The 13,739-nt window shown below is 64.2% G+C and carries 13 protein-coding genes; 7 read left to right on the plus strand and 6 right to left on the minus strand.

Going from position 1 to position 13,739, the window contains the following annotated elements:
* The first annotated feature begins 2 nt into the window (after positions 1 to 2).
* From CVS48_RS08955 to CVS48_RS08980, 6 genes are all read left to right on the plus strand, one after another.
* Positions 3 to 1,769 carry a branched-chain amino acid ABC transporter ATP-binding protein/permease gene (locus tag CVS48_RS08955; protein ID WP_100854135.1) on the plus strand — a complete coding sequence of 589 codons (1,767 nt, stop codon included), beginning with the start codon at positions 3 to 5 and terminating at the stop codon, positions 1,767 to 1,769.
* A 9-nt stretch (positions 1,770 to 1,778) separates the two neighbouring features.
* Positions 1,779 to 2,501 carry an ABC transporter ATP-binding protein gene (locus CVS48_RS08960; protein ID WP_100854136.1) on the plus strand — a complete coding sequence of 241 codons (723 nt, stop codon included), beginning with the start codon at positions 1,779 to 1,781 and terminating at the stop codon, positions 2,499 to 2,501.
* A gap of 10 nt (positions 2,502 to 2,511) precedes the next feature.
* Positions 2,512 to 3,702 (plus strand): CaiB/BaiF CoA transferase family protein, encoded by a 1,191-nt coding sequence (locus CVS48_RS08965; RefSeq protein WP_100854137.1) that lies wholly within the window; start codon positions 2,512 to 2,514, stop codon positions 3,700 to 3,702.
* An 11-nt stretch (positions 3,703 to 3,713) separates the two neighbouring features.
* On the plus strand, positions 3,714 to 4,655 hold the full coding sequence (locus CVS48_RS08970; protein WP_100854138.1) for a hydroxymethylglutaryl-CoA lyase: 942 nt from the start codon (positions 3,714 to 3,716) through the stop codon (positions 4,653 to 4,655).
* A gap of 60 nt (positions 4,656 to 4,715) precedes the next feature.
* Entirely contained in the window at positions 4,716 to 5,501 is a 786-nt protein-coding gene (gene otnI / locus CVS48_RS08975; RefSeq protein ID WP_100854139.1) for a 2-oxo-tetronate isomerase, read from the plus strand.
* 178 nt (positions 5,502 to 5,679) lie between these two features.
* Positions 5,680 to 6,699, plus strand: coding sequence for a Bug family tripartite tricarboxylate transporter substrate binding protein (locus CVS48_RS08980; RefSeq protein ID WP_100854140.1), 1,020 nt, complete (start codon positions 5,680 to 5,682; stop codon positions 6,697 to 6,699).
* Positions 6,700 to 6,818: 119 nt separating this feature from the next.
* Here CVS48_RS08980 and CVS48_RS08985 read toward each other — a convergent pair whose 3' ends face one another.
* Both CVS48_RS08985 and CVS48_RS08990 read right to left on the minus strand, forming a co-directional pair.
* Positions 6,819 to 7,724 (minus strand): EamA family transporter, encoded by a 906-nt coding sequence (locus CVS48_RS08985; protein WP_100854141.1) that lies wholly within the window; start codon positions 7,722 to 7,724, stop codon positions 6,819 to 6,821.
* Between the two features lie 58 nt (positions 7,725 to 7,782).
* Positions 7,783 to 8,427 (minus strand): LysE family translocator, encoded by a 645-nt coding sequence (locus CVS48_RS08990; protein ID WP_100854142.1) that lies wholly within the window; start codon positions 8,425 to 8,427, stop codon positions 7,783 to 7,785.
* A gap of 223 nt (positions 8,428 to 8,650) precedes the next feature.
* Here CVS48_RS08990 and CVS48_RS08995 point away from each other — a divergent pair, with 223 nt between their 5' ends.
* Positions 8,651 to 9,115, plus strand: coding sequence for an Lrp/AsnC family transcriptional regulator (locus tag CVS48_RS08995; protein WP_100854143.1), 465 nt, complete (start codon positions 8,651 to 8,653; stop codon positions 9,113 to 9,115).
* Here the strand turns inward: CVS48_RS08995 and CVS48_RS09000 are convergent.
* The 4 genes from CVS48_RS09000 to CVS48_RS09015 form a co-directional block, all read right to left on the minus strand.
* Complete coding sequence (locus CVS48_RS09000; RefSeq protein ID WP_100854144.1) at positions 9,112 to 9,885, minus strand: carbon-nitrogen hydrolase family protein; 774 nt, start codon at positions 9,883 to 9,885, stop codon at positions 9,112 to 9,114. The two genes, CVS48_RS08995 and CVS48_RS09000, sit on opposite strands and share 4 nt — an antisense overlap.
* The gene (locus tag CVS48_RS09005) at positions 9,882 to 11,369 is read right to left on the minus strand and encodes a purine-cytosine permease family protein (RefSeq protein ID WP_100854145.1); all 1,488 of its coding nucleotides are present in this window, start codon (positions 11,367 to 11,369) and stop codon (positions 9,882 to 9,884) included. The genes CVS48_RS09000 and CVS48_RS09005 overlap by 4 nt, the downstream gene beginning before the upstream one ends.
* 100 nt (positions 11,370 to 11,469) lie before the next feature.
* Positions 11,470 to 12,456, minus strand: a complete 987-nt coding sequence (locus tag CVS48_RS09010) for a Bug family tripartite tricarboxylate transporter substrate binding protein (RefSeq protein WP_100854146.1) — start codon at positions 12,454 to 12,456, stop codon at positions 11,470 to 11,472.
* Between the two features lie 209 nt (positions 12,457 to 12,665).
* Complete coding sequence (locus tag CVS48_RS09015; protein WP_100854147.1) at positions 12,666 to 13,589, minus strand: LysR family transcriptional regulator; 924 nt, start codon at positions 13,587 to 13,589, stop codon at positions 12,666 to 12,668.
* Between the last annotated feature and the right edge of the window lie 150 nt (positions 13,590 to 13,739).

The following is a 13,739-nucleotide window of genomic DNA, read 5'->3' on the forward strand; positions in this document are numbered from 1 at the left end:
ACATGTCAAAACTGCTTATCCCGCTTGTCATCGCCGCGCTTGCCGTGGGGTTCGCCTATTCGGGGCTGAACGATTTCTATCTGTTGATCCTGTTCAATATCGGGGTTTATTACATTGCCGCCACCGGCTTCAACATCCTGGTCGGGCAGACCGGCCAGAAGTCGCTGGGTCATGCCGGCCTGTTCGGCGTGGGCGCCTATACCGTGGCGCTGTTGACGGTGAACTATCAAGTCAACCCCTGGCTGGCGCTATTGTGCGCCGCGGGCGTATCGGCGGTGTTCGGCGTGGCCATCGCCATTCCGGCGCTGAAGGTCAAGGGCCCCAGCCTGGCCATGGTCACCATTGCGTTCGGGCTGCTGATTGAAAAGATCGTGTCGGAATGGACGGATGTGTTCAAGGGCCAGGAAGGCTTCTATGGCATCAGCGCGCTGACGTTCAACGGTGCCACGCTGGACAGCCGCCAGTGGGTGGTGGTGGTGGTGGTGCTGGGCCTGGTCTTGCATGCGATGACGTCGCTGCTGCTGCGCGGGCGCTTCGGCCGCGGTTTTGCCGCCGTGCGCACCTCCGAGATCGCGGCGGAAAGTGTGGGCATCAGCGTCTACCGGTTCAAGATTCTTGCGTTCGCGATCAGCGCCATCACCTGCGGCATCGCCGGTGGGTTGGTGGCGCAGCAGAATCAGTACATCAACTCGGATTTCGTCAACTTCAACCTGTCGGTGTTCTTCCTGGTGCTGGTGTTGTTCGGGGGACGCACGCCGGTGGGCTCTTTCCTGGGCGCGGTGGTGCTGACGGTGTTGGACGCCATGCTGGCGCGCTGGCCCGAGGTGCAGCACTTTGCCTACGGCCTGATCTTGCTGTTTGCGCTGTATGCCATGCCGGAGGGCTTGGCCGGCCTGCTGCGCCGCTTGCTGCCGCAACGCGGGCAGCACGATGCATTGGAGCGCAGCGCGGCTGCCGCCGAATGGTCGCCGACGGTTGCCAGCGGGCAGTCCATGCGCAGCGCGGGCCCGGATTTCCTGGAAGTGAATGATCTGTACAAAGCATTCGGCGGCGTGATTCCGACCAACAAAGTGTCGTTTTCCCTGGCGAAAGGTTCGATCGTGTCGCTGATCGGCCCCAACGGCGCCGGCAAGACCACGACGCTGAACCTGTTGTCGGGGCTGGTCGCGCCGGACGCGGGCAGCATTCGCTTCAAGGGCAAGCAAATGGTGGGCTTGTCTCCCAACGAGATCGCGGCGTCCGGCATTGGGCGCACGTTCCAGAACTTGAAGTTGTTTGACGGATTGTCGGCGCTTGAGAACGTCATGGTTGGCTTTTACCGGGTGCAGAAGTCCGGTTTTCTCGCGAATCTGCTGGGCCTGCCGGCCAGCCTGCTCGAGGAACGGCGCATGCGTCGTGAAGCGTACGCCATCCTGAAATTCTTTGATCTGGACCGCTACGCCGATGACATGGCCAACAGCCTGCCCTATGGCTTGCAGCGTCGCCTGGAGATCGCCCGCGCGGTGGCGGCCATGCCCGACCTGCTGTTGCTGGACGAACCCGCCGCTGGCTTGAATCCGGCCGAAACGGAGCAGCTGACCGACCTCATCGTGAAGCTCAAGAACATGGGCCTGACCATCCTGCTGATCGAGCATCACATGGATCTGGTCATGGCGATTTCGGACCATATCGTTGTGCTGGACTACGGCGTGAAGATCGCCTCCGGCCTGCCGACCCACATCCAGGAGAATCCGAAAGTGATCGAAGCCTACCTGGGCGCGCCCGCATAGGAGACCATCATGAGCCGATTACTGGATATCAAGAACCTGGCGGTCAGCTACGGCGCCGTCAATGCGTTGAAGCAAGTGTCACTGCATGTGGACACGAACGAAATCGTGACCATCATCGGCGGCAACGGCGCGGGCAAGAGCACGATGATGCGCGCGCTGTCCGGCATTGAGAAATCAACGGGGTCCATCGCGTTCGCCGGGCAGGACCTGGGCGGCGTCAGCGCGCACAAGCGCGTGGGGCTGGGTATTGCCCACGTGCCGGAAGGACGACAGGTGTTCCCTGACCAGACGGTGTTCGACAACCTGATGCTGGGCGCCTTTCTGCGCCGTGAATCACCGGTCGACCTGGAGGCCGAAATTGAAGGTTGCTTTGCGATGTTCCCGCGCCTGAAAGAGCGACGGGACCAGTATGCGGGCACCTTGTCGGGCGGCGAACAGCAGATGCTGGCCATTTGCCGCGCGCTGATGAGCAAGCCGCGCATTCTGATGCTGGATGAACCGTCGTTAGGGCTGGCGCCGCTGATCGTGTCCGAGATCTTCAAGATCATCAAGTCGCTGAAGGAACGCGGCATGACGATTTTGCTGGTCGAGCAGATGGCGAACCAGGCACTGTCCATTTCGGACCGCGCGTATGTGCTGGAAGTGGGGTCTATTGTGATGGACGGCACCGGCCAGGAGTTGTTGGCGAGCGAGCGTGTGCGCGAAGCCTATTTGGGTAAACACAAGAACTGACGAGGCAATCATGTCATCCAAACCTTTGAGCGGGATCCGCGTACTGGAGTTGGGCCAGTTGATCGCCGGGCCGTTCGCCGCCAAGATGCTGGGCGAGTTCGGTGCCGAGGTGATCAAGATCGAGCCACCCGGCAAGGGTGACCCGTTACGCAACTGGCGCCTGATCCACGACGGCACGTCGGTCTGGTGGCAGGTGCAGTCGCGCAACAAGAAGTCGGTCAGCCTGGACTTGCGCCAGCCCGAGGCACAGGACCTGATCCGCGCACTGGTCAAGGATATCGATGTTGTGGTCGAGAATTTCAAGCCGGGCACGATGGAGAACTGGGGGCTGGGCTGGGAAGATTTGCGCGCGATCAATCCGCGCCTGGTGATGCTGCGCGTGTCGGGCTACGGCCAGACGGGGCCGTACCGTGACCTGCCCGGCTTTGGCGCCATTGGCGAGGCCATGGGGGGCCTGCGCCATCTGAGCGGCGAGCCGGACCGCACGCCGGTGCGCGTGGGCATTTCCATTGGCGATTCGCTGTCCGCGCTGCACGGTGTCATCGGTATCCTGCTGGCCTTGCGGGCGCGTGATCAGAATGGCCAGGGTCAGATGATCGACGTGGCGCTGTACGAGTCCGTCTTCAACATGATGGAAAGCCTGCTGCCGGAATATGCGGTGTTTGGTGAAGTCCGCCAAGCGGCCGGCAGCAGCCTGCCAGGCATCGCGCCCAGCAACGCCTACCGTTGCCAGGACAACAAGTACGTGCTGATCGCGGGCAATGGCGACAGCATCTTCAAGCGCCTGATGGGCGTGATCGGCCGCGCCGACCTGGCGGCCTCGCCCGACTTGGCAAATAACGCAGGCCGCGTGAAGCATGTGGTGATGCTGGACGAGGCTATTTCGCAATGGACCGGGCAGCATCCGCTGCACGTCGTGCTGGAACGCCTGAACGAGGGACAGGTTCCCGCCGGCAAGATATACGACGTAGCCGATATCGCAACCGACCCGCATTACTTGGCGCGCGGCATGATCCTGGACGACGTGCTGTCTGACGGCACGCCAATCAAGCTGCCGGGCATTGTGCCCAAGCTGTCTGAAACGCCAGGTGAGGTGCGCGGCGCCGCGCCAGCGCTCGGACAGGATACGGACGTCGTGTTGGCCGGGCTGGGGGTGGACGACGCCAAGCGGGCCGACTGGCGCAAGCGCGGCATCATTTGAAAGGAACCGACATGATCGAACCCGACGCAAGCCGCAAGAAGCTTTACATCCAGGAAGTTGCGCCCCGTGACGGCTTGCAGAACGAAAAGCAGTTCATTGAAACGCAGGACAAGATCGACTTTATCAACGCGCTGTCGCAAAGCGGCTTTGCCAAGATCGAGGCCACCTCGTTTACGTCTCCCAAGGCAATTCCCGCGCTGCGCGATGCCGAAGCGGTGATGCACCAGATCGTGCGCAATCCGGACGTGGTCTACACGGTGCTGGTGCCCAACGTGCGCGGGGCGCAACGGGCGCTGGAGTGCAACGTGGACGAGATCAACCTGGTGATGTCGGTCAGCGAAACGCACAACCGCGCCAATCTGCGCATGTCGCGCGAACAGTCGTTCGAGCAATTGAGCGATGTGGTGAATGCGGTGCGTGGCAGTCAGGTTGAGGTCAATGTGTCGCTGTCCACAGTGTTCGGTTGCCCGATGGAAGGCGATATCAGCGCCTTCGATGTGCTGGAACTGGTGGGCCGCTTTGCCGCCTTGGGCGTGGACGGCGTGACCCTGTGCGACACAACCGGGATGGCGTACCCCACGCAGGTCGGCAAGATCAGCCGCGATGTCCGCAGGCTGTTTCCCGATCTGACCACAACCCTGCATTTTCACAACACGCGCGGCATGGCGTTGGCCAATACCGTGGCGGCGCTGGAGGCGGGGATCGACCGCTTCGACGCATCGCTGGGTGGGCTTGGGGGCTGCCCCTACGCGCCTGGCGCCAGCGGCAATGTCTGCACGGAAGAACTGGTGCACATGCTGGCATTGATGGGCTATGACACCGGCGTGGACCTGACACGCATCCTGGGTATCGCGGCGACCTTGCCCGCGCTGGTCGGGCACGACATCCCCAGCCAGATCCTGAAGGCGGGACCGCGGCTTACCCTGCATCCGGCGCCGGACGCCGCCGGATAGCGCGCGCGGCGTGGGCGTGTGCTAAGTTGCCGGGAATCCCGCCCGGACCGGAGCCCCGCCATGCTGAAATTCGCCGCCAATCTGTCGATGATGTATCAGGAATACGCATTCCTGGACCGCTATGCCGCCGCCGCCTCGGACGGCTTCTTGGGGGTGGAATGCATGTTTCCCTACGCGGAACCCGCTGCCTTCGTGCGCGAGCGCATGGATGCGGTGGGGGTGTCGCAAGTGCTGTTCAACGCGCCACCGGGCGTGACCAGCCGTGGCGAGCGCGGGTTGGCGGCGCTGCCGGGGCGGCAGGCGGAATTCCAGGCAGGCGTCGAACAGGCGCTGGCCTACGCAACCACGCTGTCTTGTTCCAACGTGCACGTCATGGCGGGCCTGGCGCCGGACGGCGTGCCGCGCGAGGCGCTGCTGGATTGCTATCGCGAAAACCTGGACTGGGCCGCGCGCCAGGCAAGGTCGGCAGGCGTGACCTTGCTGATCGAACCCATCAATACCCGCGACATTCCGGGCTACATCCTGAACCGCCAGGTCGAGGCCCACGCGATCGTGCAGGCCGTCAACGCACCGAACCTGAAAGTGCAGATGGACCTCTACCACTGCCAGATCGTGGAAGGCGACGTCACCACCAAATTGCGTGAATACCTGCCGACGGGCAGGGTGGGGCATTTGCAGATCGCGGGGGTGCCGCTGCGCCAGGAACCCGATCGGGGTGAGCTCGATTACGGATGGGTGTTCAGCGTACTGCGCGAATTGCACTACACCGGCTGGATCGGTTGTGAATACCGTCCCGCTAGCGATACGTCGTCGGGTCTGCGATGGCTCAATGCCGCGCGCTCGTAATCGGCGCAATCGGTAAGCGGCTTGCCGGCTTTCCGCTTCTGCGGCTCCCGTCTCCATACCTTCCACTGCCCGTGTCCCGGTGACCTGCTACGGTAAATTCCCGGGCTTGCTTACGCATTAAAAATCATTAATATGTTAATTAAAAATTCAATCGATCGTGGTTCGAGGAGACCAGGACATGACTAGCAGCTTCCTGCCGCGCATGGTGTTGAAGGCGGCGTTGTTCAAGGTGGCATCGAGGGGCGCCGCCGCGCTTTGCGCCGTGGCGTTCACCGTGTTGCCCGCCACCGCCTCGGCGGCGGAATTTCCCGATCATCCCATCCGTTGGCTCGTGCCGTTCAGCGCCGGGGGCGGCAGCGATATCGCCACCCGCATCGTCGCCAAGCACGTGGGCGACGCGCTGGGCCAAGCGGTCGTGGTTGAAAACCGCCCGGGCGCCGCCACCATCGTCGCGGCGCAAGAAACCGCCCGCGCCGCGCCCGACGGCTATACCTTGATGACGGCGGGCATGAGCACGCTGGCGTTGAACCCCTGGCTATACAAGAACCTGCCTTATGACCCCGGCCGCAACCTGACGCCGGTGTCCACGCTGGTGGCCTTGCCCATCGTGCTGGTGACCTCGCCCGGTTCCAAGCTGACCGACATGCCGGCCGTCTTGCAGTATTTGCGTAGCGAGCAGCCGGGCAGTTATGCGTCCTTGGGCGTGGGCAGCCCGCACCATCTGGCGATGGAACTGTTCCTGGAGTCGATCGGTGGGCGCGCCACCGCCATCCCGTACAAGGGCACGCCGCCTGCGTTGCAGGACGTGGCATCCGGCGTGGTGCCCATGATGATGGCTGACCTGGCCGCCGCCCGGCCGCTGATTCAGGCGGGCAAGCTGCGCGCCATTGCCGTGCCTGCCGCGCAGCGTTCGGCCCAGCTGCCGGACGTGCCGACGTTTGCCGAAGTGGGCGCGGATCCCTTCGAGGCCGCGGCGTGGCAAGGCGTGGTGGCGCCAGCCGGCACGCCCGCGCCCATCGTCGATAAGCTCAGCCGCGCCATCGTGGCGGCATTGAAATCTCCCGACGTGGTCAAGCAACTGCGGTTGCAGGGCATGGAGCCCACGGGCAGCACGCCGGCGGGCTTCGCCGAGTATGCAAGCGAAGAGCGCGAGCGCTGGGGCGCGGTGATCCGCCACAAGGGCATCTCGGTGGAATAAGCGCCGGGTGCGCGCGCTCTAGATCTTGCCCGGGCGCGCGCCCGTGATCTTGCCCGTGCACGTGCCGGTGCGCGCTTAGCCGTGCGCTGGTATGTGCCTGGCGAGCACTGTGTGCATGCCTAGTCGTGCACCGGCGCCTGACGCTTCTTTCCGCGCTGTGCCGTGGCCGCGCAACCCGCCGACGCAATGATGATGCCGCCGATGGCCAGCCATTGCGTCTGGGTCAGATGTTCATTCAGCACGATCACGCCGGCCAGCGCGCCCATGGCGGGTTCCATGCTGAGCAGCACGCCAAACGTTTTCTGAGGCAGACGCCGCAGCGCCACCATCTCCAGCGAATAGGGCAGCGCGCTCGACAGAATGCCCACCCCGATCCCGGCCAGGATCAACGACGGGTCCAGCAAGGCCATGCCCGCATGCGCCGCGCCCACGGGCAATGCCACCATCGTCGCCGCCAGCAAGCCCAATGACGTCGCCTGGCCGCCATGCACGTTGCCGGCCATTTTGCCGAAGATGATGTACAGCGCCCAGCACACGGCGGCGGCCAGCGCGTAGGCAATGCCGGTCGGGTCCAGGTCGTGGATGGATTGACCGGTGGGAATCAGCAGCACCAGCCCGGCCAGCGCACAGGCAATCCACACAAAATCGATGGCGCGCCGCGACAGCACCACCGCCAGCGTCAGCGGCCCGGTGAATTCAATGGCAATGGCCACGCCCAGGGGCAGCGTGCGCAGCGCCATGTAGAACAGCAGGTTCATGCACGCCAGCGTCACCCCGTACAGCGCGATCTTGGCGGCGTTTTGCCGGGTCAGCGGAAAGCGCCACGGGCGCCAGAACGCCATCAGGATGATGGCGCCGATGACGATGCGATAGGCAGTCGTGCCCTGCGCGCCCACTTCCGGAAACAAGGATTTGGCGAACGAGGTGCCGATGCACAGCGAGGCCATGGCGCCGATCAGCGACAGCGTGGGAAGCAGGGTGGAGGCGGGGGCGTTTTGCCCGGCGTTCAAGGTGGCGGCGGTCATGGGAAGTCAGGGCAAGGGCAATGCAAGGACAGGCAACGGTGCAACGGAAATGGAAAGATCACGGCGCCGGCGTGGCGGCCGTGGAGTAAAGCACATACAGCGCCAGGCCCAGCATGACGGCGCCCAGCAGGCCTTGCTGCATGCGCAAGAACCAGGGATTGCGTCCGACCCATCCGCGTATGCGCGAAGCGCCGTAGGCGAAGCCACTGCCGTAGGGCAGGCTGAGCAGCTTCATGGTGATGCCCAGCACCAGCATCTGAATCCAGACGGGTCCGTTTGCCGGCGACGTGAACTGCGGCAGGAAGGCGATCATGAACAGCAGCACCTTGGGATTCAGCAGGTTGGTCATGAAGCCTTGCCAGAATGCGTCGCGCGCATCGCCGGGGCGGGCCGACAGGGAAACATCGGCCGACCGCGCGCAACGGATCATTGCCTTGACACCCAGGTAGCCCAGATACAAACCGCCCGCGGCCTTGATGCCCACGAACAGCGTCGGAAAGGCTTGCAGCGCGGACGCCAGGCCCAGCACCACGGCCGGTACCTGGATGAAGCCTGCCGCTACGTTACCCAGCACGCTATGGAAAGCGGGGCGAAATCCCTGGGTCATGCCACGCGACAAGGTCAGCGCCATGTCCGGCCCAGGCGTGAGCTTGAGCGCTGCGTCAGCGGCAAGAAAAAGCAGGAAAAGCTGGAGCGAGGGCATTGCGGAATACGGCCGAAGAAGCGGGAGCGCGGATGAAGGGTTCCCAGTGTAAGCAAGCGGCCTGATTATTTCCTGCGTCCGGCACGGGCAAAATGAAGTTTCCCGTCGAATTGGGGCCGGAGTCTGTCGCGGCCGGGATTAGAATCAGCCGAAGGCCGATCTTTCCCGCTTATTTATCCTGATTTTTGTTTGCCCCGGCCCACCCCAGCGTTGCCCAGCCCCCATGGAACTAGACGATTTCGACCTTCAAATCCTGCAAAGCCTGCAGGAAGACAACCAGCGCACCAGCCAGGACGTTGCCCAGCGGGTGAACCTGTCGCCCGTGTCGTGCCTGCGCCGCATGAAGCGGCTGCGTGAAGCCGGGGTGGTGACGGCCGACGTGTCCGTGGTGGACCCGGCCGCGCTGGGGCGCGGCATCATGATGGTGGTGCTGGTGTCGCTGGAGAGCGAGCGCGTCGACAAGCTGGACGTGTTCAAGCGCGCCATGCTGGGCGCGCCCGAGGTCATGCAGTGCCTGTCCGTGACGGGCGAAGTCGACTTCGTGCTGACGCTGACCATGATCGACATGGCCGACTACGACACCTTTGCCCAACGCCACTTCTGGGGCAACCCCAACGTCAAGCGCTTCTCCACCCTGGTAGTGATGAATCCGGTGAAGAACACGCTGACGGTGCCGGTGTCGGTTTAGCCGGTTTCAGCCTGGCCGTTGCCGGGGTAGGCGGCGCGCGCGCGGGCGGGCGCGCCGATGTCGAGCGTCAGGTCGATCACCGCTTCGCCATAGGCAGGCGCCAACGCCACGGTGCCGCCGGACGGGTCGGCCGCCTGGCTTTCTCCGCTGAATTCGTAGCGTTCGCCAGGCCCGACGCGGTTGGCCATGACGATATGCATCTGGTTGTCCAAGGCGCGTATCGGAATGGCATGTCGATGTACGTGACCGTAGGGATGCATCATGCCGTCAAGCAGCACGGTCAGGTCTACCCGCTGGCGTCCCAGGGCACGGGCAGGGGCGGGAAATTCAATGTCGAAACAGATCAGCATGCCGAGGGTCATGCCACGCCATTGGCAGACCGGAAAGTCGGTACCCGGCTCGAACACGTCCTGGTCCGAGTCGTACAACATGGTCTTGCGATAACGCAGCAGCACCTGTCCCGCTTCATCGATCAGCACGCCGGTATTGAAATAGCGGCCGCCATCGACTTCAGCGAAGCCGAACGCCACGCTGACACGCGCTTGCCGGGCGGCCTGCCGCAGTGACGTTACCGACGGGCCATCCATTGGCTCGGCAAGCTCGGCCACGTTGTCTGGCGTGGGAAAGCCCGAGACGCTGGTCTCCGGGAAGACGATCAGGTCTGTCTGGCCGGAGGCGGCATCGATGGCGCGCAACAGTTTCGCCAGATTGCCGGCGACATCGCCGTCGACGAGCGTGGGTTGAATCAGGCGGATGCGCGGGGCGGTCATGATGGGTCTCCTTCAAGCCTCGGGGCAGGGGCGAAATCGCTTCCCTGGATGTTCTGGATGGCGTGGTCTTCCGCGGCCAGGTCCAGCGAGCGCGCCAGCACCGCATACACCGCGCCGGAGACGGCCAGCCCGACGAGCCAGGCAAGATCCACGCCATCCAGGCGCTGCGCCGCCCAGCCCACGAAGATCGGCTGCTGGCTCGCGGCGTCGACAATGTTGAAGAACGGGATCATCGCGGCGAAGCCGACAAGGTATGCGGCGATGCCGCGCGCGCCCCACGCGCCGTAGAGGCCGTGGGGCGTGAAGAAATGCGGGATGGCATAACGGCCCTTGCGCACGAAGAAGTAGTCAACCAGGTTGACCGACGTCCACGGCACCAGGAAGTACAGGAGCAGCACCAGGAAGGTGTTCAGCAGCGCGACCCCGCTGCCGGGGACCGAGGTGGCGAAAATCAGGATCGTGATGCTGATCAACATGATCGTGATGACGCGGGCGCGCCGCGTGGGGCGGATAGGCCGCAGGGAATCGACGCCGGTCAGCAGCGTGAGCATTGCGCTATAGGTGTTCAGCGCAATCACGGGCAGAAAACCCGCCACCGACACCACCACCAGCACGCTGCCGAATCCCGGCATGAGCGCGTTGCCGATCTGATGCAAGGCCGCCAGCGCGTCGGTGGCCCGCAGCGTCTGGGCCAGCCACGCGCCCAGCCCGATCATCCAGCTGCCCGACAGCGACGCACCCAGGAAGATCGCCAGAATCAATCGCCGGGGGTTGGTGCGTCGGGGCAGGTAGCGGGAATAGTCGGACACGTAAGGCGCGTACGCGATGTTGTAGCTGGCCGCGATGGCGAACTGAGCGGCGAAGGCGCTGGCGCTGAAGCCAAGGCCGGGTAGCGGCGACGGTGCGTTGCCGGTGACGCCCAGCATCAGAGCGCCCGTCACCAGGGCGTACAACGGCAAGGTCAGCCACAGGGCGCGCCTGAACGCGCGGTGCATCAGATCGTGGCCGAAGATGGCCAGGCATGCGCCCGCCGCAATGGCCACAACGGCGATAAGCGTGCGCGGCAGGCCGAATACCTTGTGCAGGCCATCCATGATCAGCGACACGTTGACGACGTTGAAGCCGGCGAAGACGAACAAGGTGGCGGCCAACGCCAGCACCACGCCGCGATAGCCGAACTGCGCGCGCGACTGGATCATCTGCGGAAGGCCCATCTGAGGGCCCTGCGCGCCATGAAACGCCATGAAGAGCGTGCCGAACATAATGCCCAGCGCGCCGGCCAGCGTGGTCCAGAAAGCGGTCAGCCCCAGGCTGGGGCCGACGAAGCCGATGGAGATCGTGAAAAAGTGGAAATTGCCCAGGAACCAGAATGGCCCCTGGCCGGCCAGCGTGGCGTGGCGCTCGCTTTCGGGGATGTAGTCGATCGAATGGCGTTCGATCTTCACGCTTGCGCGGGCGGTCGCCGCAGTCTCGGAAAGATGCATGCGGCGGATTGTAGGAACGCCCGTGGCAATGTTCCATGATCAAAGCGCCGCGTTCATATCGACCTGCGCCAATGTTTGGCCAGGGATAACCCGCAAGCGGCTACATCGGCTTGAGGCCCAGGGTCTGGATCATCTGGCGGTACTTGGCCACCTGCGCCGTGGCGTAGGCATCGGCGTCCTGCTGGCTCATCGGCGCCAATAGCAGTCGCCCCTCGGCTTCCATCCGCGTGCGCAGGTCGGGCTGTTCCAGCGCGTAGCCCACGGCGCGGCGCAAGGTGTCCACTTCGGGCGCGGGCGTGTCCTGGCGCACGTAGTAACCGCCCGCGATGGTGTAGACGAAGTCCGGGATGGTTTTGCTTTGCGAAATCCGCGGTAGCTTGGCCAGCGGGGCGGGCAGCGTGTCAGAGAAGCTGGTCAGGATTTTCAACTGTTGTTGCGCGGCCATGCCTTCCATTGCCTGCTGGTAGGGCAGCACCGCGAAATCCACCTGGCGCCCGATCAGGTCTTGCAGCGCGGGCGCTGCGCCGCGATAGGGCACGTGCAGGAATTCCGCGCCCACGCGCCGGCCCAGGTACTCCGTCATGATGTGGTAGAGCGACCCCACGCCCACGCTGCCGAAGGTCAGGGGCGTGGCGCCCGGCCGCTTGGCGTAGGCGATGAATTCGTCGACGCTGTTCACCGGCAGATCCGCGCGCGCGAGCAGCACGATGGTGGCTTCGCTGATGGGTTGCGTCAGCCGGAAGTCTTCGGGCTTGTAGTGCGCGGCGGCGTTCAGGAAGGGGCTGAGGATGACCTCGTTGGCGGACCCGTGCAGGAAGGTGTAGCCGTCAGGCGCGCTGGTCAGCACGCGGCGCGCGCCCAGCATGCCCGCGCCGCCGCCCACGTTTTCCACCACCACCTGCTGCTTGAGCGCGTGCGCGATGTGCACGCCGAACTGGCGCGCCGAGGCATCGCTGGCGCCGCCCGCCGGATAGGGCACGATCAGGCTCAAGGGCTTCTTGGCCGGGTAGTCCGCGTGGGCCAGGGGCATCACGGCGCAGGCCGCAAGACAGACGGCGGCCGCCCGGGCCGGTAGATTCCAACGCATGCTGCTTCTCCCTTGTCATTGCTGTTGTCGACGCTGTTCTTACGCAGCCGGTTTTCCGATCTGCTGCATGCAGTCTAGGCAGCGGCGTTTGTTCGCATCAATGACGGACGAGGGGTCGGATCAATGTGAATTCCACAACGATGTGCAGTCACTCAAGGGGGGCTGCTTGGGCGCGGCCGGCCAGGCGCGGCCGGCTAGGCGCGGCCGGCCTAGGCGCGGCGCGACTCCAAGGCGGGAAAGGTCTTCAGGATGTGGCGCAGCATGCTGGCGGTGGCGGGGGGCAGGTGCCTGCCCGCCAAACTGATCACGTGCGTGCGGCTGTTGTTCAGAATGGGGTTGGCCAGTGGCAGCGACACCATCTGACGAAACTGCGCGCCTTTAAGCGGCATGGACAGCGGGTTCACCACATAACCCAGGCCCTGGCTGGCGAACTCCCACAGGATCTTGAACGAATTGGTCAGCAGCGCGGGCTTGAGCTTGACGTTCTCGTCCAGCTCGGCCGCCTGGATGTGCTGGCGCACGCCAAACGATTCGTCCATGGCGGCCCAGCCGTAAGGCGCCAGGTCCGCCAGCCGCAAGGCGCGCCGCGAACGCGCCAGCGGGTGGTCTTTGTGTACGTGGACGCGCATGGGCGCGGGGCGGGAATAGTGCGACCGCAGGCGCACGTCGTTGGGTGGCTGGAAGGCCAGCGCAATCTGCACGCGCTCTTCTACGAGGCGACGCACGGTTTCATTGGTGCCGGCCACGTGGATGCTGTAGGTGATGTCGGGATGCTTGCGCACGAAGGACAGCAGCACGGGTTCCAGCAGCATATCGACAAAGCCTTCACCCAGCGCCAGTTCCACATGACCTCGGGTGGCGCTTTTCAGGTTGTTGACCTCGGCCTGGAAGGACTCGTTCAGGTCTTGCTGGCGACGCGCGAACAGCGCCACCAGGCGTCCGGCGTCGGTGGGCACCACGCCGCGCCCGCGCCGTTCCAGCAGCGTCAGCCCGGTGTCGGCTTCCAGGCGGGCAATGGCGCGGCTGATGGCGGACGGGTCGGTATTGAGTTGATCGGCGGCGGCGCGCAGCGTGCCGGTTTCTATGACTTGCAGCAGGCACAGCGTCCGTTTGAACTCCAGGACATCATCCATGATCGGCTTCCATGATGGGCATTCTTCGCGCTTTTTGGCTAAGTGGAATCGTTGCAAAAACCGCATCGATAAGACGCAATCATTGCTATCGGCTTTGTACTCGCGCCTGTCTATAGTCGGTAGCCGTATTTCCCCCAAGCTTGCCTACGG

Origin of the sequence: Achromobacter spanius (assembly GCF_002812705.1) — a bacterium.
GTDB lineage: Bacteria > Pseudomonadota > Gammaproteobacteria > Burkholderiales > Burkholderiaceae_B > Achromobacter > Achromobacter spanius.